This is a genomic window from Sphingobium amiense (assembly GCF_003967075.1).
Classification (GTDB): domain Bacteria; phylum Pseudomonadota; class Alphaproteobacteria; order Sphingomonadales; family Sphingomonadaceae; genus Sphingobium; species Sphingobium amiense.
Map to the genome: position 1 here is coordinate 2826786 of NZ_AP018664.1, position 21660 is coordinate 2848445.

Here is a 21660-nt window from a genome sequence, read left to right on the forward strand (position 1 = left end):
ACGGCAACGCAGGCGCGCGGGTCAATCGTTCCAGTCGCGCAGTTTTTCGCGCAGCTTGTCGAGCGCCGCCTTCTTGATCTGGCAGACCCGCGCCGCGCCGATGTCGAGCGTCTGGCCGATTTCCTCAAGGTTCAGTTCCTCGACGAAATAGAGCTGGAGCACCATCGCCTCGCGCTGGGGCAGTTCGCCGATGCAGGCGGCCAGTGCCTTCTTGAGCGATTCGCGTTCCAGCACCTGATCGGCGCGATCCTCCACATCGGCGAACCACATCGACTGGTCGGAATAGACCTCGTCCATGCTGGTATGCTGGACCATCTCCACGCTGTCGGCGATCTCGCGGAAGTCGGAAGGGTCGAGGCCCATTTCGGCCGACATTTCCGCTTCGGTGGGGAGGCGCCCCAGTCGCTGCTCAAGGCTGTTGCGAACCTTGCCCAGTTCCTTGCGCTTGGCCATCGCGGAGCGACACAGCGTAGCCTGCCGCCGCAGATGGTCGATCATCGCGCCGCGCACGCGCAGTTGCGCATAGGCGCCAAAGCCCAGACCCCGGTCCTCGAAACTGTTGGCGGCTTCGACCAGCGCGACCATGCCGATCTGAAGCAGGTCTTCCACCTCAATCGCGGTCGAAACGCGGCCATGGACGTGCCAGGCGATCTTGCGCACCAGCGGCATATATTGGCGGGCGAGCCGTTCGGGGCTGTTATCCCCAGGCTTGGCATAAGTGTGGGCACCGGCCGCGATCTTGTTCATATACATGGCTCAGCTTTCCCTCAGGCGACCCGTTCCCGCTGCGGCAGGGGATCGTGCCGCGGCTGGATGCGTGATTCGTTTCCTACGACCGCAACCACTTCCACTCCCTTACCGTCCGGAATTTCCAGGAAGGACAGCACCGGCGTTTCGGGCAGATGCGGCTTGAACAGGCGCGCGAGGGCGCGGCGCGCGACCGGCGAGGTGACGATGGCGAAATTGCGCGCCTGCCCCATGATCGGGCGGGCGGCGTTCACCACCTGCTCGACGATGCGATTGGCGAGGCTGGGTTCGATCGGATGCTTGGCGTCGCCCGCCACGCGCATCGCCTGCGCCAGCATGGCTTCGAGTTCGCCGTCGAGCGTGATGACGGGAAGCGGCATCTTTACGGGCACCAGCCCCTGAATGATGAGCGCGCCGATGCGCTGGCGCACCGCCTCCACCAGTTGCTCGTGCGTCATGTCGGGGCGCGCGGCGTCGACCATCGCTTCGCAGATGCGGCGGAAGTCCTTGAGCGCGATGCCTTCGGACAGAAGCGCGCGGCAGACGGCGCTGATCTGCGTCAGGCTGAGCGTGCCCGGCGTCAGGCCATCGACGAGCTGGGGCGCAACGTCCTTGAGATTGTCGAGCAGCTTGCGCGCTTCGTCGAGGCCGAACATCTCGGCAGCGTTCATCGCGATGAGCTGGTTGAGGTGCGTGGCGACCACCGTCGGCGGATCGACCACGGTATAGCCGGCGATGACCGCCTCGCTGCGCGTCGCCTGGCTGATCCAGACCGCATCGAGACCGAATGTGGGGTCTTTCGCCGCGCGGCCCTGCACGGTGCCTTCCAGCGCACCGCTGTCGAGCGCGAGCAGATCCTCGGGCCAGATTTCATCCTCGCCCACGACGACTCCGGCGATTGTGATGCGATACTGGTTGGGTTCGAGCGCGAGATTATCCTTCACGCGCACCATCGGCACGACAAAGCCCAGTTCCTTCGAAAGCTGGCGGCGGATACCGGTGATCCGCGCCATGAGCGGCGCGCCCTTGCGCTCGTCGACGAGGGCGATGAGGCCATAGCCGATTTCGAGGCCCAGAATCGCGCCGTCCGATACATCGTCCCATTCGATGAGCGCGGGGTTAGGCGCGGGCGGCAAGGGAGCAGGCTCGGCAGCCTTCTTCTGGCTCGCCTTGCGCAACTGCCACGCGATGCCGCCAGCAACGGCGGCGGCGGGCAGGATGATCATGTGCGGCATACCCGGCAGAACGCCGAGGAAGCCGAGGATCGCAGCGACGGGCACCCATGCCTTGCCGCTGCCGAACTGGCCCGCGACCTGCGACGACAGATCCTGCTCGCTCTTGACGCGCGTGACGATGGAGGCGGCGGCGATGGAGAGCAGCAGCGCGGGGATCTGCGCCACCAGCGCGTCACCGATGGCGAGGACAACATAGGTCTGCGCAGCTTCGCCAATGGGCAGTTTGTGGCTGACGACGCCGAGGATGATGCCGCCGACGATATTGATGACGAGGATCAGGATGCCTGCGACCGCGTCGCCCTTCACGAACTTGCTGGCGCCGTCCATCGAGCCGTAGAAGTCGGCCTCGGTCGCGACTTCCTGCCGGCGGATCTTGGCTTCCTCTGGCGTCAGCAGGCCCGCGTTCAGGTCGGCGTCGATCGCCATCTGCTTGCCGGGCAGCGCGTCGAGGGTGAAGCGCGCCGACACTTCGGACACGCGGCCCGCGCCCTTGGTGATGACGACGAGGTTGATGATCATCAGGATCGCGAAGACGAAGATGCCCACGACATAGTCGCCGCCGATCAGGAAGTGACCGAATGCCTCGATCACCTGCCCTGCCGCATCCGATCCTTCATGCCCCGACACCAGCACGACGCGGGTCGAGGCAACGTTGAGCGCAAGCCGTAGCAGCGTCGCGAACAGGAGCACGGTCGGAAAACTGGAGAAGTCGAGCGGCTTGGCGGCATTGAGCGCCACCATCAGCACCGCGAGCGAAATCATGATGTTGGTGATGAACCCCACGTCCAGCATGATCGCCGGCACCGGCACCATCATGAACATTACGACCATCAGCGTCGCGAAGGGCAGCACCGCCCCCTTTGCGGTCGACATCCAGATTTTCGATTTGACCTGAGCAGGCGTCATATCGGGCCGTTACCTTCCGAGGGTGGCGAGCATGAGATAGGCGAGGCGCGCCGTCTGCGGCTGCGGCGCGACGGTCACGTCGGGCTGGTCGCTCAGGCGCTGGGTTTCGATCCGCACATAATCGGCGGGCTGAACCATCTTCGCGCCGTCGGGCAGCGAAGCGTCGGCATATTGGACAGGATCGCCAATGGCGTCGCTGCCCTTCTGGAGCTTGGCGGCGAAGCGGTCGCGGATTTCGGCGAAGCTGCGCGCGTTGCCCGACCTGTCGTAAAAGATCGAGCGGTTGGCGCGCGCCGCGGACGGAAACAGCGAGGCGGCGGTCGCGTCGGGATTGGCGTCATGCGCCGAAAGGAATTTGGCCGCGCCGCCCACGCCCAGAAAATGTGCGAGATAAAGGTCGACCGGCTGCGCCTCGCGGCCGAGGCGGCTTTCGAGATAGGCCTTGTTGTCGGCGGCATGTTCCGCCGCCATGACCGATGCCGTTTCGGGATGCTTGCGCAGATCGAGGATCTGCTGCCGCAGATCGGGATCGGCGACATAATAGCGCCCGCCGCTCTGCTTGATCGCATCGGCCGCCCAGCCGAGGCCATATTCCGACCCATGCTTGTTGACGACGGCGAGCCAGCTCTGGTCGATGAACTGATAGAGGCCGGTCGCGGACGATGTCGCCGCACGCGCAGTGGGGTTAAGGCTCGATTCGATCTTTGCCTGGCCCAGCAGGTAGCTGAAGTCGACACCCGTGCGGCGGCTGGCCATGGCGATCGCGTTGGTCACGCGATTGCCGGGCGAACCCTGCATTGCCGATATGCCTGAAAACAGCGCCACTGAACCCAATACCCCAATTGCTAGCAGGGATATTAGAGCAAGGCTTGTGCCAAGATTTGGTTAACGCCGCTTCAGAAAAAGAACCGGCAGAACGAAAAACGGCGCCAGATGGCGCCGCTTTAGCCCGAAATGAAAAAATATCTTCAGCGGCCGTAAGTCAGCGGCGCGGCGGTGGCGCCGTGCGCCGCGAGAGCGGAGAGCCGCTGGCCCGCATGATCGGCGAGCAGGGCCACGCGGATGCGTGCGCTTTCGATAAGGGGAGCAAGAGCGTGAAGGCGCTCCGTCAGCTCCGGATCGCTGCGCCATGCGCCGATGGCTTGCACCGAGGCGGCGGCTTCCGCAACGCGCGCGGTGGCGGCTTCGATCGCCTGCGGATCGTTCCCGCCCAGCACGCGGCGCAGATCCTCGAACGCGTGGCCGAGGCTGTCGAGCGCTGCAAGGCCCAGCGGCATGATTGTCAGGCCGGCAGGTCGAGCGCGATCATGCGCTCGGCGATGGCGTCGGCATCGACCGGGTAGTTGCCCGAAGCGATCGCGGCCTTGATCTGTGCGATGCGGTCGAGATCGACCGGAGCGCCTTCGGCAGCCATGCGGGCGGCAGGGCTGGCGGACGCGGTCGACGAAGCGGGCGCGCTTGCGCTGCCGGTCGAAGAGGCACGGGCCTTGCCGGTTTCGCGCAGGCTGTTCGCGCCGATCGCGCTGCTGATGCCCTGGCCAACGGAATTAATCATCGGGTAAATCCTTCACTCGTCCCTCATGACTATAACGGACAAGTTCAAAAATCATTAAATCCTGGTATCCGCACCACGCCCATTTCGACAACCTGCGCAAAAATGGGCGCGCTTTTCTTGTCCTCGCGCACGCGGATCGTGTCGCCCAGGGCGCCATCCTCGTCCGCCAGCATCATGCGTGACACGCTGAAGGCCGCATTGCCAGCCATCAGTTGCACGGGATCGCCCTTGCGCACGACGGCTTCCTTCAGAGCAGCGGCAACGGGGCGGGCGAAGCGGTTCGCGGGTGCCGCGGCCGCGCGGGGCAGCGGGCCGGACGCGGCAGCGGCGGCTCCGGCGACCAGCGGCACGCGGATGCGCCAGCCTAGCGCATCGCACTTCACCATCGCCGCGCCGAAGACCGGGCCTTCGACGCTCGGCGTCACGGGACAGGCGGCGAGGCGCAGGCGGCGGTCGACCGGCGCAGCGGGTCCGCCCGGTTCGCCGAGGTTCGCGCCAACGGTCATGGCGACGAGGCTGTCGATCCTGTCGAGATTTTCGAATTTCTGCGGAGCCTGCGCGGTGGCGGACTGAGCGCCTGTCAGCGCGGCTGCGACGAGAAGGACGTAAGAGAAGCGGATCACGGGCCTGGCTCCGGTAAAGGTCGGACAGTCTTTCGCCGCTTTAAGCAAATTCCGTGCCAGTCCTTCCTAGCGCCCGCCGGGAGCGATGCGGATACGCTGTCCTTCGCCCGAAACGGCGTCGGCCTGATCGAGACCGCGGATGCGCAGGCGATCCTGCGCTATGCCCCCGGCGCGAAGTGCGCGGGCGACCGCGCCCAGCCGGGCGGCGGCAAGATCCCATGCGTCGAAACGCTGGTGTGCTGCATCGACGCCACTGCTGCGCAGGTCGATCCCGCCCTTCCCTTGCCTGAAGCGCCGGGCGATGGCGGCCAGCTTCGCATGGCCAGCGGGGGTCAACAGCGCCTCGCCGGGCGCGAACAGATCGGCGGCGCGCAACTCCTCGCCCTGCGCCATGGCCCGGCCGCCGAACTGGCGGCTGACCTGCGCCAGCATCGCGTCGCGGCGCGGTCCACTCGCCTGAAGCATCACGAAAAAGCCGAGGATGAGAAGCAGCAGATCGGCGAAGCTCACCGCCCAGCGGTTGCGCCGGGCGGCTGCGTTGGCAGTCGAGGCGCTCATGCGACTTCGCGGATCGCGGCGCGGCGCGCGGGCGCGCTTTCGCGGCGGGCGATGGCGAGCATCCGCTCGGCCGCTTCGCGCTGCCAGGCAAGCTCGCGCTCCGAAAGGTCGGAAAGACGGGCTGCGACAGGCGCTGCAATCATGTTGGCGATGACGACGCCGTAAAAGGTCGTCAGCAGCGCAAGCGCCATCGAAGGGCCGAGTTTCGCAGGGTCGTCCATCGCCGCGAACATGCCGACAAGGCCGATGATCGTGCCCGCCATGCCGAGCGCGGGCGCGGCATCGGCAATGGAGAACCATAGCCTGTGCACCGCTCCGTGGCGCTGCGCGCGGTCGGCCAGCGCCTGACTGACCCAGAGTTCGAACGCATCGACGCGGTCACTGTTTGCAAGCCGGCGCGCGGCATCCGCCAAAAAGGGATTGGTCGTCCGGACCCTGTCGGTGCAGGCGAGGCCACGCAACTGCGCGACCTGATCTATCCGCAGCATCGCATTGCGCGCGGCGTCCCGGTCGGCGGCAGGATCGGCGGAGAAAAGCGGACGCAGCGAAGCGATGGCGCGGCGCCAGGCCGTCCAGCCATTCTGCATGACGGTCACGGCGACAATGCCTGCAAACATGGCCAGCAACGTCAGCGGATCGAAAAACTGCCCCAGCCACGCCATTCCGACCACCGCCTTACCTTGCGAAAATTCCCGCCGCACCGAGCGCGGCAACATCTTTCCGGCGGGCGGCAGAAAATTGCCGCCCTTGCCGCTCACACGCAGAAAGCCGCCGATTTCCAGCGATTGCCGCCTTGCCGATGCGTCACCCACGCAAACTGGCACGGCTCTTGCTGATAACCGGCTGGATCACCCGCAGGAGACGCCATCAGGCTTCAGAACGGCGGGTGAAGGTGAAACTTTAGAGCGAATATGAGCATGTCGGTCGAAGACAATCTGTTCGGGATACACGGGAAGGCGCTGGCGCTGCGGTCGCAGCGGCTGTCACTGCTCGCGTCCAACATCGCCAATGCCTCCACGCCCGGATACAAGGCGCGCGACATTGATTTCGAGGCGGCGCTCAAGGAAGCGACTGCGCGGAACGGCGGATCGGCGACCGACGTGTCCAAAGCGGTCGATGATTCGATGGGTTATCGCGTCCCGCTTCAGCCCAGCCTCGACGGCAATACGGTCGAACTCAGCACCGAACAGACGCTCTTTGCGGAAAATGCGGTCAAATATCGCACCACTCTCTCTTTTCTTGAGGGCCGCATCAACACCATCAACCGCGCGCTGAAGGGAGAATGAGCATGAGCAACCATGCGCCCATGAACGTCTTCGACATCGCCGGCCGCGCCATGAGCGCGCAGCTCGTGCGCCTCAACGCCACCGCGTCCAATATGGCGAATGCGGGCAACGTCACCGGCAGCGCGGGCGAAGCCTATCGCGCGATCAAGCCGGTGTTCGAAAGCGTTACCGACACGCCGGGCGTATCGACGGTGAAGGTCAAGAATGTCGTAACCACCAGCGCGCAGCCGACCAAGCGCCACGATCCCAACCACCCGCTCGCCGACGCGAACGGCGATGTGTGGGAAGCGGCGGTCGATGAGAATGCCGAGCTGGTCGACATGATCGAAACCGCCCGCATGTACCAGAACAACGTGCAGGTGCTGAACACCGCCAAATCGCTGATGATGGAAACCATAAGGATCGGCAAATGACGACGACCACCGCCACCGACAGCGCGGGGCTGTCCGTCTATAATCCGAACAAGAATGTCGGCACCGGCAAGTCGACGATGGATCAAGCGAGCTTTCTGACCCTCCTGACCGCGCAGATGCAGTATCAGGACCCGTTCGAGCCGGTCGACAACGCGCAGATGGTGTCGCAGATGGCGACCATCACCAACTCGTCGGGCATCGCGGAAATGAACGCGACGCTCAAGAACCTCGCGAGCCAGCTCACGGGCAGCCGACTTGGCGACGCTGCAAGCTGGATCGGCAAGTCCATGCTGGTCCAGAGCAACATCGCCGCGCCGGACGCCGCGGGCGGCTATGCCGGGCAGATCACCCTGACCAAGGCCGTCGAAGGCGCCTCCATTGATCTGGTCGATGCCGCCGGCAACACGGTCAAGACCATCGAAATGGGACCGCAGGCGGCCGGCGACGTCACCTTCTACTGGAACGGCAAGAATGACGCGGGCGAAACGCTCGCCACCTCGGCGCTTCAGGTGAAGGTCAACGGCGCCAGCCCCAGCAAGGTCGCGACCTGGGCCACCATCGCGGCGGTCCAGTCCCCCGCCGACGGTTCCTCTTCCAAACTCATCACCGCGCTCGGCAGCTACAGCCCGTCCGACGCGCTGAGCCTCATGTAACGTCTTTCAACCCATCCTTTTCACCCAAGGAGCAACGCCATGTCCTTCTACGTCTCGCTTTCCGGTCTCAAGGGCGCGCAAGCCGACCTGTCGACCATCTCCAACAACGTCGCCAACGTGAACTCGACCGCCTTCAAGAAGAGCAAGGCGCAGTTCGGCGACATCTTCGCCGCATCGCCGATGCAGACCACGCATCAGGTCGCGGGTCAGGGCGTCCGCGTTCTGGGCATCAACCAGCAATATACGCAGGGCACGATCGAAACCACGGACAAGACGCTGGACCTCGCCATCACCGGCGAAGGCTTCTTCACCGTCAAGGCGGCCGACGGCACGGTCGGCTACACCCGCAACGGCGCGTTCGCCGTCGATGACGACCGCTATGCCGTCGACACGACCGGCGCGCGCATGCAGGTTCTGGCGGTCGATCCGCAGACCGGCACATTGACCGCCGCTCCGACCAGCGCCACGACCCCGGCCGACCTGACCGATCTGCAAATTCCCACCACGCTGGACGGTGTCGCCAACGGGCCTCAGCTCACCAGCGTCGGCGTGAACAAGGCCGGTCTGGTTTCGGCGATCTATGCGGATGGCACTACCCGCTATCTGGGTCAGGTCGCGATGGCTTCGTTCAACAGCATGGAAGGTCTGCGCCAGCAGGGTAATGCCCACTGGTCCGCGACGGTCGCGAGCGGCAGCCCGATCTTCGGCACCGCCAATCAGGGCATGTATGGATCGGTCAACTCCGGCTCGCTGGAACGTTCCAACGTCGATATTACCGACGAACTGGTCGCGCTGATCGCGGCGCAGCGCAATTTCCAGGCGAACAGCAAGGCGATCGAGGCAGCGAACACGCTGACCACCACCATCGTCAACATGCGCACGTAAAAGCCGCAATAGAAGGAATCGCCTATGGATCGGCTCGTCAACACGGCTCTTACCGCCATGCGCGGCGCGATGGCGCGGCAGGCGTCGGTCGCGAACAATCTCGCGAACGTCAACACTGTCGGCTTCCGCGCCGAAGTGGCGAATGCCGAGACACGCTGGATCAAGGGCGATACCTTCGACACACGGGCACAGGCGTCCGAACAGGTGATCGCCGCCGACATGGCGCAAGGCGCGGTCACTTCTACCGGCAATCCGCTCGACGTGGCCATGGACGGGGACGCACTGCTCACTGTCCAGGCCGAGGACGGCAGCGAAGCCTATACGCGCCGCGGCGACCTCAAGGTCACGGACAGCGGCCTCCTGACCACCGGCGACGGCCTTGCCGTTCTGGGCGAAGGCGGACCCATCGTCCTGCCGCAGATGGACAGCGTCTCCATCGCGCAGGATGGCAGCATCTGGGGCGTGCCGCAGGGCGGCGATCCCGCAAACCCGCAGCAGGTCGACAAGCTCAAGCTCGTCAATGCCGCAGGTTCGGGCATCGCCAAGGGCAAGGACGGGCTGTTCCGCGAAGTCAATGGCGGCGCCCTCCCCTCAGACCCGCTCGCGACCGTGACGTCTGGATCGCTCGAAGGATCGAACGTCAATGCGACCACCGCCCTTATCCAGATGATCGAGGCCAGCCGCGCCTATGAAACGCAGATCAAGATGATCGACACCGCCAAGCAGCTTGACGATGGCGGCGCTTCGCTGATGCGCCTCGATAGCTGAACGGCAGATGGTTAATTTTGGCACGCCTCTTGCTTAGATGCGTGCATGAGCAGCCCGCCTGAGGGCCGCACCCTGGAGATGTCACGATGAGCAACGCCGCCCTTCATGTCGCCCGCACCGGCCTCGACGCGCAGAACACGAAGATGCGCGTGATCGCCAACAATCTGGCGAACGTCAACACGACCGGCTTCAAAAAGGACCGCGCCGATTTCGAGACGCTGGCCTATCAGCAGATCATTCAGGCAGGCGCGAACAGCGACAGCGAGAACAAGTTCGCCAACGGCCTCAATCTGGGGTCGGGCGTCGCGCTTCAGGGCACCAGCAAGATCAACACGCAGGGGACGCTGAACCAGACCGGCAACACGCTCGACATGGCAATCGAGGGGTCGGGCTATTTTCAGGTGCAGCGCCCGGACGGTTCCATCGCCTATACCCGCGCGGGCAATTTCAGCGTCAGCGCCGAAGGCACGGTCGTCACGTCGGAAGGGCTGCCGCTGATTCCTCAGATCACTGTGCCGCAGGGTGCGACTTCGGTGTCGGTCGGCAATGACGGCACGATCTCCGCGACGCTGCAGGGTCAGAGCGAACCGAGCCAGCTCGGCCAGATCGAAGTCGCAAGCTTCATGAACCCGGCGGGCCTTCAGTCGCTGGGCGGCAACCTGCTCGTCGAGACGGCCGCCAGCGGCACACCGCAGGTGGGCGTCGCGGGTCTCGAAGGCCGCGGCGTTATCCGCTCCGGTTTCCTCGAAACCTCGAACGTCAACATCGTCGAGGAACTGGTCGACATGATCGAGACGCAGCGCGCCTATGAGGTGAACAGCAAGATGATCAAGGCGACGGACGAAATGCTCCAGTACGCCAACCAGAATATCTGAGGGCTGACAGATGCGCCTCACTTCCCTTCTCATCGCCGCTTCGGCCCTCGCGCTGGCCGCCGCGCCAGCCGACGCGGGCCGCAAGAAGCGCGACATCGAACGCGACTATTACGCGCCGACCGTCGTCGCTCAGCCGGCCGCCGCACCGGCGAACGGCTCCATCTTTCAGGCGTCGATGGGCTACACGCCGCTGACCAGCGGCGCGCGGGCGACCAGCGTCGGCGACATCATCACCATCGTCCTCGTCGAACGGACGCAGGCGACCAAGAGCACCAGCGCCGACACGGCCCGCAACGGCTCCATCGGCCTGACGCCGCCGACCACCGGCATCTTCTCCAAGCTGTTCTCCGCCAGCGATGTAGCGGCAGGCGGCACCAACAGTTTCACTGGCAAGGGCGGGGCGAGCCAGTCCAACGCGCTGTCGGGCGAAATCACGGTGACGATCGCGGCGGTCTATCCCAACGGCACCATGATGGTGAAGGGCGAAAAGGCGCTGACGCTCAACCGGGGCGACGAATATATCCAGCTCAGCGGCCTCGTCCGCCAAGCCGACATCGCGCCCGACAACCGCATCGCTTCGACCCGCGTGGCCGACGCGAAGATCATCTACAAGGGCAAGGGCGAGATCGCGAATGCGAGCCGGCAGGGCTGGCTCCAGCGTTTCTTCTCGGCCATCAGCCCCTTCTGACGAGGATTTGGACAGCATCATGATCCGCCTCCTGCGCCTTATCCTCGCTGCCTTCGTCCTGATCGGGGCGCCTGTCGCCCATGCCGAAAGGGTCAAGGATCTTGGCACCTTTCAGGGGGTGCGGCCCAACCAGCTTACCGGCTACGGCATCGTCGTGGGTCTCGCCGGAACGGGCGACGACAGCATCCAATATGCGACCGAGGGCATGAAGGGCGTCGTCTCGCGCTTCGGCCTTACGCTGCCGCAGGGCGTCAATCCGGCGCTCAAGAATGCGGCAGCGGTGCTGGTGACGGCGGACCTCCCCGCATTCTCCAAGCCCGGTCAGCGGCTGGACGTGACCGTTTCGGCGCTGGGCAAGGCCAAGTCGCTGCGCGGCGGCACGCTCATCATGACACCGCTGCGCGGTGCCGATAACGAAATCTACGCCATGGCGCAGGGCAATCTTGCCGTCGGCGGTCTCGGCGTTTCAGGCGCGGACGGCAGTCAGGTCTCGGTGAACGTCCCGTCCGCCGGGCGCATTCCGGGCGGAGCTACGGTCGAGCGCGCGGTCGCCACCGGCTTCGACACCGCGCCCACGCTGACGTTCAACCTTTCCGAAGCCGACCTGACCACCGCGCTGCGCGTGGCGGACGGCATCAACCGCGCCTTCGGAGACAAGCGCGCGAGCGCAGTCGATGCGGTTTCGATCGCGGTCAATGCGCCGCAGGGCGCGGAAAGCCGCATCATGATGATGGGCATGATCGAGAATATCGAAGTGTCGCCCGCAGACGCGCCGGCCAAGGTCATCGTCAACGCCCGCACCGGCACCGTCGTCATCAACGGCGCGGTGAAGATCCACCCCGCCGCCATCGCGCACGGCAAGATCACGGTCAGCGTCAACGAAAGCCCCCGCGTCGTGCAGCCCGCGCCCTTCAGCCAGGGCCGCACCGCGACCGAGCAGTCGAGCAGCATCAGCATCGACGAGCAGAAGAAGCCCATGATTAATTTTAAAGGTGGGGCGTCGCTGGCCGATATAGTCAAGGCGGTGAACGCCATAGGCGCTTCCCCCGCAGACATGGTCGCGATCCTGGAAGCACTCAAGCAGGCTGGCGCACTCAAGGCTGAACTGGTGGTGCTGTGATGCAGGTTGCAAAGATTTCGCCGGGCGCGACGCCCGCTCCCGCCAACAGCGGCAAGGCTGCGCTCGAAAAAGTCGCGCAGCAGTTCGAGGCTGTGTTCCTGCGCCAGATGATCGGCGCGATGCGCTCGGCCAGCCTTGCGGAAGGCATCAGCGATTCGAGCGCGACGCAGCAGTTTCAGGACATGGCCGACGCCCGCACCGCAGACAGCATGGCGTCAAAGGGCGCGATGGGCATTGCCGAGCTGTTGATTCAGCAGTTCGGCAGCCGCGTCGCTGCCTCGCCTGCCCCACCGTCACCGGCAGCGCCGGACGCCCCGGCTGCGGCTGAAGGCGCATGAGCGACCTCTTCATCATCGGTGCGTCGGGCACCAAGGCCTACCGCACAGCGATGGCCGCGATTTCGGAAAATATCTCCAACGCGAGCACGACGGGCTATGCGCGGCGATCGGCGACGACGGGGGAATCGGGCGCATCGACGGCGACCATGGCGACCTATGTGTCGAACGCCAATTTCGGCGGCACGCAGGTGCTGAGCATCAACCGCGCGACCGATCCCTATCTCGATTCGACCGTGCGCTCGACCGGCATGGCGCTGGGCAGCGCTTCGGCGCGGCTGCGCTGGCTGACGGACGCAGAAACCGCGCTCAACGACACAGGCACCGGCATCGGCAAGCTGATGGCTGGCATGTATCAGAATATGGAGAAACTGGCCGCCAGCCCGAACGACAAGTCGCTGCGCGTCACCACCATAGACAGCATCAGCCGCGTGACGCAGGCCTTCAACCAGACGGCGGGCGATCTTCAGAACGTCTCCACGGGCATCGCGACCGAAGCGCGCAGTTCGGTCGAGAGCATCAACGCGTCGCTCTCCGCGCTCGCCGACATCAACAACAGCCTGCTGCGCGCGCGGCCGGGCACGTCTGCCTATGCGCAATTGCTCGACGGCCGCGATTCCGCACTTGCCGCGCTTTCCGAAAATCTCAACGTTACGATCAGCTTCGGTGCGCACGACAGTGCGGAAATCACCTATGGCGGCCAGGCGCTCGTCACCGGCAACACAGCGACGAGCGTTGCCGTCGACACCAACGCGAACGGCACGCTGGCGTTCAGTCTCGCCGACGGCACCGCGCTCGGCGCGCCGGGCAGCGGCAAGCTGGGCGGCTATTTCTCGGCTGCGTCGACCGTTGCGGACCGGCGGGCCGATCTCGACACGCTCGCGGCGAAGTTCGTGACCGACCTCAACACCTGGCACGCGCAGGGTCTGACGGATGCGGGGCAGGCGGGCGGCGCTCTGCTGTCCGGCACCACCGCTGCGACCCTTGCGACGCTCATCACCGACCCGGTCGACCTTGCGACGCGGTCCGCGGACGGGACGCTCAACGGAAATCTCCTCACCGTCACGTCCGCGCTGCGCGGCAATGGCAGCGTCGAGCAGGGCTGGACCGGCATCATCACCGCGCATGCCAATCTGCTGGCGTCGACCAAGGCGGAAAGCGACACGGCGACCAGCCGTAACGATCAGGCGGTGGCTGCGCGCGAATCGGTGAGCGGCGTCGATCTCGACATGGAGGCCGCAGACCTTCTGCGCATCCAGCAAGCCTATTCGGCGAGCGCGAAGATCATTCAGGTCGCCAAAGATGTAGTCGATTCGATCCTTCGGATCAGTTGACAGGGGAAGGACGAATCATGGTAGGCATCACCAACAAGATCATCGTCGCCGAAATGCGCCGCCAGCAGCAACTGTCGCAGAGCATCGTTGACGGGCAGACGGCGATTTCCAGCGGCGTCACGCTGACCAAGCCTTCGCAGGATGTGCTGTCCTGGGTCCAGTTGTCGGAAGTGGGCCGGTCGCAGGCGCAGCAGGCCGCATGGCAGGACAATGTCAAATATGGCACCACCCGCGCCAGCAACGCGGAAGCCAATCTGAACGAAATCAACAACCTGCTGGTGCAGGCGCAGGAACTGATGACGAACGCGCGTAACGGTTCGCTGAACGACACCAGCCGCGCCGCCTTCGTCGAGAAAATGTCGACGCTGCGCACTACGGTCAACGAATTGCTGAACCAGAAAGATTATCAGGGCACGTCCGTGTTCGACGACGGGCAGAGCGTTCTGGTTCCGGTCAGCCGCGGCCTCAACCTGTCGGTGGCGGGGACGAGGCAGGAAGTGTCCGAAGGCATCGACGTCAACGGCACCGCCATGTCGATCGACGCGATCTTCCAGCAGAGCATCACCGCGCTCCAGACCGGCACCGATACCGATGTCGCCGCAGCGCTGAAAGGCGTGCAGGCGGCGCAGGGCCATATCACGGTCGAACAGGCAAAGCAGGGCGTGCGGGCGGATCGGCTGGAAACGGTGGGCAACCGTCTCACCGAAGTCGACATCAACCTGAAGGAGCGTCAGGGCGCTCTGGAATCGACCGACCTTCAGGAAGTCATCTCCCGCGTCCAGTCGCAACTGCTTCAGCTCGAAGCGGCGCAGTCGGCTTTCGCACGGATCAACAAGCAGACGCTGTTCGACCTCATCAACTGACCGGCAAAAAGAATCGCCGGTCCTAAACCGGACGCTAACCAGTCCGTATTAACCATCTGACGGGCATCGGTTCGATGCCGGACAGATCAGGGGCCTGACAAGGCCGGTAACTTCGGGGATATTCATGTTCGCAATCATCGGCCTTGTCGTCCTGCTCGGCATGGTGTTCGGCGGCTTCATCTTTACCGGCGGCGACATCGGCCCGGTTCTGCATGCCCTTCCCCACGAAATGATCATCATCGGCGGCGCGGCTGTCGGCGCTCTTATCATCGGCAATTCAGGTTCGGACCTGAAGGCGCTGGGCGGCGGCCTCGGCAAGGTGTTCAAGGGTCCGCAATATAAGAAGCAGGATTTCCTCGACTGCATCTTCCTTGTCAGCAAGCTCATGAAGACGCTGCGGGTCGAAGGTCCGGTGGCGCTGGAGCCGCATATCGAAGATCCGGGCACATCGCCCATCTTCGGCGAATATCCCAAGCTGATGAAGGACAAGACGCTGATCCACCTCATCAGCGACACGCTGCGCCTCGTCGTCGTGTCCTCGGGCACGCTCGATCCGCACGCAGTCGAGGAGGTGATGGACAACAGCCTCAAGACACACCACCACGAAGCACTGAAGCCCGCCGACAATCTTCAGGGACTGGCGGACGCCCTCCCCGCGCTCGGCATCGTCGCGGCGGTTCTGGGCGTGGTGAAGACCATGGGGTCGATCGACCAGCCGCCTTCGGTGCTGGGCGCGATGATCGGCTCGGCGCTCGTCGGCACCTTCCTTGGCGTGCTGCTCGCATATGGCATGGTCAACCCCTTCGCCAACCGCTGCCGCGCGGTGATCGAGCAGGACGGCGCCATCTATCATGTGGTGAAGCAGATCATCATCGCCTCGCTGCACGGCCATCCGCAGCCGCTGGTGATCGAGGCCGCGCGATCCAGCCTGATCCACGCCAACCAGCCCGGCTTCGCCGAGGTGTTCGACGGCATGCGGAACAAATAAGCCATGGCCGAGAAAAAGCGCGGCGCGAACGAGCCTGAACCAAGGCCGATCATCGTCAAGAAGATCATCGTCGATGGCCATGGAGGCCATCATGGCGGCGCATGGAAGGTCGCCTATGCCGACTTCGTGACGGCGATGATGGCCTTCTTCCTGCTGATGTGGCTGCTGGGCGCGACCACCGAAAAGCAGCGCAAGGGGCTGGCCGACTATTTCACGCCGACGCTGGTGGAACTCAAGATGGCGTCGGCCGGGTCGACCGGCCTGCTCGGCGGCGACAGCATGATGAGCAAGGAAAATTATCCGACGACCGGCGGTCAGGGGACGCTCGCCATCACCATTCCGCGCGATGCCAGCGGCACCAAGGACGAAGGCGGCAAGGCGATGCGCGCCGCCGACAGGCAGAAGTTCGAGGCGATCAAGAAGAGCCTTGAAGACCGCATGACCCGCAAGGGTCTGGCCAAGCTGCGCAAGAATGTGCGCTTCACCGAAACCCGTGAAGGACTGCGCATCGACCTGATCGACGAGGCGGATTTCGCCATGTTCCAGTCGGGAACGGCGACGCTGGTGCCGCAGGCGCGCGCGCTGATCGGCGAAGTGTCGCAGGCGCTGGGCACCATGCCCAATCCGCTGATCGTGCGGGGTCATACCGATGGCCTGCCCTATGCGGCGGGACGGACGATGAACAACTGGATGCTGTCATCCGCGCGCGCCGAATCGACGCGGCAGGCGCTGAGCCAGGGCGGCATTCCGGGCAGCCGTTTCGCCCGGATCGAGGGGGTCGCCGACCGCGAGCCGTTCATCAAGGACGACGCCTACGACCCGCGCAACCGTCGCATGTCGATCATCCTCGGCTGGACTCGCGGTGGCGCGGACGATGGCCAAGACGCCGAGGCCGACGCGGCGACCCGCGCCGCGATCGCCGAGCGCGACGACCCGATGCGGGTGGCGAAAGAACAGGCGCAGCGGCTCGATATGGGCGGCACCGGCCTCCCCACCGGCGCCCAACTGCTCAACCCCTCCGCGTCCAGCCACGAAGGCAAGGTCGGCGCCAAACATTGACGGTCAGACGATGGCGAGCGCGCTCGTCAGGATGATCCGGACCAGATCGGCATGGCCCCTAGCGCCGGTCTTGGCGTAGATATTCTTGGAATAATGACGCCCCGTCTCGATGCTGAGGCCGATGGACGCCGCCGCCTGCGCAATGGACAGCCCCTGCGTCATCGCCCATGCCATGCGCGCTTCGCTGGGCAGGAGGCCGAACAGCGCGGCGATCTGTTCGTGACGGTCCTGCCGCGACCAGTGATCGCCACTGAGATACAGGATCGCGACCGCCGCCTTCTGCGATCCGGCGGCACCGTTCCGCAACGGGGCGACCAAAATGTCGGCAAGCGGATCGCGGCTTAGATTGAAGGCTCTTGGCGGCCTGTCCTCCCCCTTCCCGAAGGCCTTGACCAACGCCGTCAGTTCCCGATCCACGACCGGCGAAGCCGGCACCAGCCGATCGTAACGACCGCGCCGCAGCAGCGGCGACTTGCGGAAAAATTCGTCGGCATAGGGAGTCATGTCAACGATGCGGCAGGACGCGTCCACCGTGATCCAGCCAGCGTTAAGGCGACCGAAGGTCTCCGCCGCGACAGAAGCGCGCTGCCGCTCCTGCTCCAGCACACCATAGGTTTTAAGGACGATGGCAAGGTGCGGAACCATGGCCGACAGCAGCGCACCGACGCTCGGCTTCAGTTCCGTATCGTCCGCGCAATGAAGCCATGCGGCCATCTCGCCCCCGTCGCTCACGCGCACGATCCGCATATGGCGCAGCGCCAGCGAGCCGGCCATGGAATCGTCATCTCGTTCCATCAATTCCTCCAGCGCATAGACGCGCCCCGGCCGCATCCGGTCGTAAACCGACGGGTCGAGCGGCACGGATGCGCCCCGACCGCGTGCGGAATGCAGCAGGAGAGAGGCATCCTCATCCCCTGTCCGCACGCGCAGCCCGACATGCGCAACGCCTGCCATATCCCTCAACTGATCGAGAAATTCACTCCACAACGGGCGGTCGAAAATGCCCCGATGCAGCGCTTCCACCAGCCGCGATTGATCCCAGCGCACCCGAAAATCTCCTTCGCAACATACCCTCCCATATGGGATGATCTATTATGATTCCAGTGGTGCATGAGGGCCGCATCATGTTTGGAGCGATCATGGCCGACCACGTAACGCAGACCCATCTGGACCGTCTTGAGGCAGAGGCGATCCATATCATGCGGGAGGTTGTGGCGGAGGCTGAACGGCCGGTGATGCTCTATAGCGTGGGGAAGGACAGCGCGGTGATGCTGCATCTCGCGCGCAAGGCCTTCTACCCCTCGCCGCCGCCCTTCCCGCTGCTCCATGTCGATACGACGTGGAAGTTCAAGGCGATGTACGATCTGCGCGACCGGATGGCGCGCGAGAGCGGGATGGAATTGCTGGTCTACCAGAACCCTGAAGCAGGCGAGCGGGGGATCAACCCGTTCGACCATGGCCCGCTGCACACCGACATGTGGAAGACGGAGGGGCTGAAGCAGGCGCTCGACCTTTACGGCTTCGACGCGGCCTTCGGCGGGGCGCGCCGCGACGAGGAAAAGAGCCGGGCCAAGGAGCGGATCTTTTCCTTCCGCACCGCCTCGCACGGCTGGGACCCCAAGAACCAGCGGCCGGAACTGTGGAACCTCTACAACGCGCGCAAGAACAAGGGCGAGAGCATCCGAGTCTTCCCGATCAGCAACTGGACCGAGCTGGACATCTGGCAATATATTCACCTGAACGACGTGCCCATCGTCCCGCTCTACTTCGCCGAGGAACGGCCGACCTATGAATGGGAAGGCCAGCTCTTCATGGCCGACGACATCGAACGGCTGGAAAAGGTGCTGGGTCGGCGGCCCGAGATCGTCAACCGCTCCATCCGCTTCCGCACATTGGGCTGCTTCCCGCTGACCGGCGCGGTCGAAAGCACAGCCAGGACGCTGCCCGAAGTGATCCAGGAGACTTTGCTCACCACCACCAGCGAACGGCAGGGCCGCGTCATCGACAAGGACGCAGGCGGCGCGGGGATGGAGAAAAAGAAGCAGGAGGGGTATTTCTGATGACCGGCACCGACACCATCGCAGACCCCATCTACCGGACCGACGCGCTCATCGCGCAGGACATCGACGCCTATCTCGAAACGCATCAGCACAAGACGATGCTGCGTTTCATCACCTGCGGCAGTGTGGACGACGGCAAGTCGACGCTGATCGGGCGGCTGCTCTACGATTCGAAGATGATCTTCGAGGATCAGCTTGCCGCGCTGGAAAGCGACAGCCGGAAAGTCGGCACGCAGGGGCAGGAGATCGACTTCGCCCTGCTCGTCGACGGCCTTGCCGCCGAGCGCGAACAGGGCATCACCATCGACGTCGCCTACCGCTTCTTCAACACCGAAAAGCGCAAGTTCATCGTCGCCGACTGTCCGGGGCACGAACAATATACGCGCAATATGGTGACGGGTGCATCGACCGCCGATCTGGCCGTCATCCTGATCGACGCGCGCAAGGGTGTGCTGGTTCAGACGCGGCGGCACAGCTATCTCTGCCACCTGATCGGCATCCGCAACATCGTGCTGGCGGTCAACAAGATGGATCTGGTCGATTACGACCCTGCCGTCTTCGACGCGATCGTAAAGGACTATGGCGAATTCGCGCGCTCGATCGGCATCGACAGCTTCACCGCCATGCCGATCTCGGGCTTCCGGGGTGACAATATCACGACCCGTTCGGCCAACACTCCCTGGTATGACGGCCCGACGCTGATCGATCATCTCGAAACGGTCGAGGTGCGCACGGCGGGCGATCAGGCGCGGCCCTTCCGGATGCCGGTCCAGTGGGTCAACCGCCCCAATCTCGACTTCCGGGGCTTTTCGGGCCTGATCGCCAGCGGATCGGTGCGGCCGGGCGATGCGGTGCGGGTGCTGCCTTCGGGCAAGACGTCCACCGTCAGCCGCATCGTGACGCTTGAGGGCGACCGGGACGCCGCCGTGGCGGGCCAGTCGGTCACGCTCTGCCTTGCCGACGAGATCGACTGTTCGCGCGGCGACGTGATCGCCCTGTCAGACGATCCGCCGCAGGTATCCAGCCAGTTCGAGGCGACGATCGTATGGATGGACGACGACGCCCTGCTGCCGGGCCGCTCCTACTGGCTCAAGATCGGTACGCAGAGCGTGTCGGCGACGGTGCAGGCGCCCAAATATGTCGTCAACGTCAACACGATGGAGCATCTCGCCGCCAAGACGCTGGACCTCAACGCCATCGGCGTTGCGGAGGTGGCGACCGACCGGCCGATCACTTTCGAGCCCTATGCCGACAACCGCACGCTGGGCGGTTTCATCCTGATCGACAAGATCACCAACCGCACGGTCGGCGCGGGCATGCTGCACTTCGCGTTACGCCGGGCGCAGAATGTCCACTGGCAGGCCACAGACATCGGTCGCGAGCAGCATGCGCAGATGAAGAATCAGGTGCCGCGCATCCTGTGGTTCACAGGGTTGTCCGGCGCAGGAAAATCGACCATCGCAAATGAGGTGGAAAAGCGCCTCCACCTCATGAACCGCCACACGTTCCTGCTGGATGGGGACAATGTGCGCCACGGTCTCAACAAGGATCTGGGCTTTACCGAGGCGGACCGGATCGAAAATATCCGCCGTGTGGGCGAAGTGGCGAAGCTGATGGCCGACGCGGGCCTCATCGTCCTCACAGCCTTCATCTCCCCCTTCCGCGCCGAACGCGAGATGGTGCGCAGGATGCTGCCCGAAGGCGAGTTCATCGAGATCCATGTCGACACGCCTATCGAGGTCGCGGAGGCGCGCGACGTCAAGGGTCTCTACAGGAAGGCACGGGCGGGCCAGCTCAAGAACTTCACCGGCATCGACAGCCCCTATGAGGCGCCCGAAAACCCCGAAGTGCGCGTCAACACCGCGGAAATGACCGCCGAAGAAGCCGCCGACCATATCGTCCGCGCGATCATGCCCCTCAAATGAGCGGGGCCATGACCGACGCGCAGCTTGCCGCCCATCTGGCCGAGGTGACGGGGCGGCTGCTGCTGGCGGTGCGCGACAGCGGCGTGCTGAGCCTCAAGGCGCTGGGCAAGGCGGGCGACGCCACCGCCAACCAGTATCTGTGCCACGCGCTGCGCGAACAGCGGCCCGACGACGGGCTGCTCTCCGAGGAAGAGAGGGACAATCCTGACCGCCTTACCCGGTCGCGCGTCTGGATCGTCGATCCGGTCGACGGCACGCGCGAATATGGCGAGGCGCGGACCGACTGGGCGGTGCATGTCGGCCTTGCCATCGACGGCGTGGCGAGCGTGGGCGCGGTCGCCCTCCCCGGCCTCGACGGCGGCGTCGTCCTGCGCACCGACCAGCCGCTCGCGCTGCCGCCTGCGCCGGAAAGATTGCGCATGGTGGTGTCGCGCACCCGCCCTGCGCGCGAGGCGCTCGCCGTCGCGCAGGCGATCGGCGCGGACCTCGTCCCTATGGGCAGCGCCGGCGCAAAGGCCATGGCCCTGATCCTCGGCCAGGCCGACATCTATCTCCATTCCGGCGGCCAGTATGAATGGGATAGCTGCGCGCCCGTCGCCGTCGCGCGCGCCCACGGCCTCCACGCCTCCCGTATCGACGGCACCCCGCCCCGCTACAACCAGCCTAACCCGCACATGCCGGACATTCTGATATGCCGACCGGAGCACGCGACACGCCTCCTCGCGGAAATAGCGAACCTTGACACCGCCGACCGATAAGCGGCGGCCGGACCTTCCGGACTGGC

25 protein-coding genes are annotated in these 21660 nt (G+C 64.7%); 16 read left to right on the forward strand and 9 right to left on the reverse strand.

All coding sequences use genetic code 11. From position 1 onward, the window contains the following. Positions 1–21: 21 nt before the first annotated feature. The 8 genes from SAMIE_RS13680 to SAMIE_RS13715 all read right to left on the reverse strand — a co-directional run bounded on the left by SAMIE_RS13680 (position 22) and on the right by SAMIE_RS13715 (position 6286). Positions 22–753 (reverse strand): sigma-70 family RNA polymerase sigma factor, encoded by a 732-nt coding sequence (locus tag SAMIE_RS13680; protein WP_066701593.1) that lies wholly within the window; start codon positions 751–753, stop codon positions 22–24. A 14-nt stretch (positions 754–767) separates the two neighbouring features. Continuing rightward, positions 768–2888 (reverse strand): flagellar biosynthesis protein FlhA, encoded by a 2121-nt coding sequence (gene flhA, locus SAMIE_RS13685; RefSeq protein ID WP_066701591.1) that lies wholly within the window; start codon positions 2886–2888, stop codon positions 768–770. A gap of 9 nt (positions 2889–2897) precedes the next feature. After that, positions 2898–3686: a lysozyme family protein gene (locus tag SAMIE_RS13690; protein ID WP_126516848.1), complete on the reverse strand. Its 789-nt coding sequence runs from the start codon at positions 3684–3686 to the stop codon at positions 2898–2900. Between the two features lie 170 nt (positions 3687–3856). Beyond that, positions 3857–4165: a hypothetical protein gene (locus SAMIE_RS13695; RefSeq protein ID WP_066701587.1), complete on the reverse strand. Its 309-nt coding sequence runs from the start codon at positions 4163–4165 to the stop codon at positions 3857–3859. 5 nt (positions 4166–4170) lie between these two features. Further along, positions 4171–4443 (reverse strand): flagellar biosynthesis anti-sigma factor FlgM, encoded by a 273-nt coding sequence (gene flgM, locus SAMIE_RS13700; protein ID WP_066701585.1) that lies wholly within the window; start codon positions 4441–4443, stop codon positions 4171–4173. A 44-nt stretch (positions 4444–4487) separates the two neighbouring features. Then, positions 4488–5066 carry a flagella basal body P-ring formation protein FlgA gene (locus SAMIE_RS13705; RefSeq protein WP_066701583.1) on the reverse strand — a complete coding sequence of 193 codons (579 nt, stop codon included), beginning with the start codon at positions 5064–5066 and terminating at the stop codon, positions 4488–4490. A gap of 66 nt (positions 5067–5132) precedes the next feature. Beyond that, positions 5133–5624, reverse strand: coding sequence for an OmpA/MotB family protein (locus tag SAMIE_RS13710; RefSeq protein ID WP_066701581.1), 492 nt, complete (start codon positions 5622–5624; stop codon positions 5133–5135). Next, positions 5621–6286, reverse strand: coding sequence for a motility protein A (locus SAMIE_RS13715; RefSeq protein ID WP_083952556.1), 666 nt, complete (start codon positions 6284–6286; stop codon positions 5621–5623). The genes SAMIE_RS13710 and SAMIE_RS13715 overlap by 4 nt, the downstream gene beginning before the upstream one ends. 255 nt (positions 6287–6541) lie before the next feature. Between SAMIE_RS13715 and flgB the strand changes: the two genes are divergently transcribed. From flgB to SAMIE_RS13780, 13 genes are all read left to right on the forward strand, one after another. Further along, the gene (flgB, locus tag SAMIE_RS13720; RefSeq protein ID WP_066701686.1) at positions 6542–6910 is read left to right on the forward strand and encodes a flagellar basal body rod protein FlgB; all 369 of its coding nucleotides are present in this window, start codon (positions 6542–6544) and stop codon (positions 6908–6910) included. A 2-nt stretch (positions 6911–6912) separates the two neighbouring features. Then, entirely contained in the window at positions 6913–7323 is a 411-nt protein-coding gene (flgC, locus tag SAMIE_RS13725) for a flagellar basal body rod protein FlgC (protein WP_066701577.1), read from the forward strand. Continuing rightward, positions 7320–7976 (forward strand): flagellar hook assembly protein FlgD, encoded by a 657-nt coding sequence (locus SAMIE_RS13730; protein WP_066701571.1) that lies wholly within the window; start codon positions 7320–7322, stop codon positions 7974–7976. Before flgC ends, SAMIE_RS13730 begins: the two co-directional genes overlap by 4 nt. A 39-nt stretch (positions 7977–8015) precedes the next feature. Further along, a complete protein-coding gene (locus SAMIE_RS13735; RefSeq protein WP_066701569.1) occupies positions 8016–8861 on the forward strand; it encodes a flagellar hook-basal body complex protein in 846 nt (281 codons plus the stop codon). Positions 8862–8885: 24 nt separating this feature from the next. Then, complete coding sequence (locus tag SAMIE_RS13740; RefSeq protein ID WP_066701567.1) at positions 8886–9629, forward strand: flagellar basal body rod protein FlgF; 744 nt, start codon at positions 8886–8888, stop codon at positions 9627–9629. 86 nt (positions 9630–9715) lie between these two features. Continuing rightward, positions 9716–10504 (forward strand): flagellar basal-body rod protein FlgG, encoded by a 789-nt coding sequence (gene flgG, locus SAMIE_RS13745; RefSeq protein WP_066701565.1) that lies wholly within the window; start codon positions 9716–9718, stop codon positions 10502–10504. Between the two features lie 10 nt (positions 10505–10514). Further along, the gene (locus SAMIE_RS13750; protein ID WP_066701563.1) at positions 10515–11192 is read left to right on the forward strand and encodes a flagellar basal body L-ring protein FlgH; all 678 of its coding nucleotides are present in this window, start codon (positions 10515–10517) and stop codon (positions 11190–11192) included. 19 nt (positions 11193–11211) lie between these two features. Next, positions 11212–12312, forward strand: coding sequence for a flagellar basal body P-ring protein FlgI (locus SAMIE_RS13755; protein ID WP_066701684.1), 1101 nt, complete (start codon positions 11212–11214; stop codon positions 12310–12312). Further along, positions 12312–12650 carry a rod-binding protein gene (locus SAMIE_RS13760; protein ID WP_066701561.1) on the forward strand — a complete coding sequence of 113 codons (339 nt, stop codon included), beginning with the start codon at positions 12312–12314 and terminating at the stop codon, positions 12648–12650. Before SAMIE_RS13755 ends, SAMIE_RS13760 begins: the two co-directional genes overlap by 1 nt. Further along, on the forward strand, positions 12647–13981 hold the full coding sequence (flgK, locus tag SAMIE_RS13765; protein WP_066701559.1) for a flagellar hook-associated protein FlgK: 1335 nt from the start codon (positions 12647–12649) through the stop codon (positions 13979–13981). The genes SAMIE_RS13760 and flgK overlap by 4 nt, the downstream gene beginning before the upstream one ends. A 17-nt stretch (positions 13982–13998) precedes the next feature. Then, positions 13999–14844 carry a flagellin gene (locus SAMIE_RS13770; protein WP_066701557.1) on the forward strand — a complete coding sequence of 282 codons (846 nt, stop codon included), beginning with the start codon at positions 13999–14001 and terminating at the stop codon, positions 14842–14844. Positions 14845–14968: 124 nt separating this feature from the next. Continuing rightward, a complete protein-coding gene (gene motA, locus SAMIE_RS13775; RefSeq protein ID WP_010338868.1) occupies positions 14969–15832 on the forward strand; it encodes a flagellar motor stator protein MotA in 864 nt (287 codons plus the stop codon). A gap of 3 nt (positions 15833–15835) precedes the next feature. Further along, positions 15836–16891 (forward strand): flagellar motor protein MotB, encoded by a 1056-nt coding sequence (locus SAMIE_RS13780; protein ID WP_066701555.1) that lies wholly within the window; start codon positions 15836–15838, stop codon positions 16889–16891. A gap of 3 nt (positions 16892–16894) precedes the next feature. On the opposite strand, the gene SAMIE_RS13785 is transcribed toward SAMIE_RS13780, so the two are convergent. After that, on the reverse strand, positions 16895–17938 hold the full coding sequence (locus SAMIE_RS13785; RefSeq protein ID WP_232037255.1) for a helix-turn-helix transcriptional regulator: 1044 nt from the start codon (positions 17936–17938) through the stop codon (positions 16895–16897). Positions 17939–18030: 92 nt separating this feature from the next. Between SAMIE_RS13785 and cysD the strand changes: the two genes are divergently transcribed. The 3 genes from cysD to SAMIE_RS13800 are packed head-to-tail and all read left to right on the forward strand — an operon-like array spanning position 18031 to position 21634. After that, positions 18031–18951, forward strand: a complete 921-nt coding sequence (gene cysD, locus SAMIE_RS13790) for a sulfate adenylyltransferase subunit CysD (RefSeq protein ID WP_066701676.1) — start codon at positions 18031–18033, stop codon at positions 18949–18951. Then, positions 18951–20876: a sulfate adenylyltransferase subunit CysN gene (gene cysN / locus SAMIE_RS13795; protein WP_066701549.1), complete on the forward strand. Its 1926-nt coding sequence runs from the start codon at positions 18951–18953 to the stop codon at positions 20874–20876. The genes cysD and cysN overlap by 1 nt, the downstream gene beginning before the upstream one ends. Positions 20877–20884: 8 nt before the next feature. Beyond that, on the forward strand, positions 20885–21634 hold the full coding sequence (locus SAMIE_RS13800; protein ID WP_083952554.1) for a 3'(2'),5'-bisphosphate nucleotidase CysQ: 750 nt from the start codon (positions 20885–20887) through the stop codon (positions 21632–21634). Positions 21635–21660 lie beyond the last annotated feature (26 nt).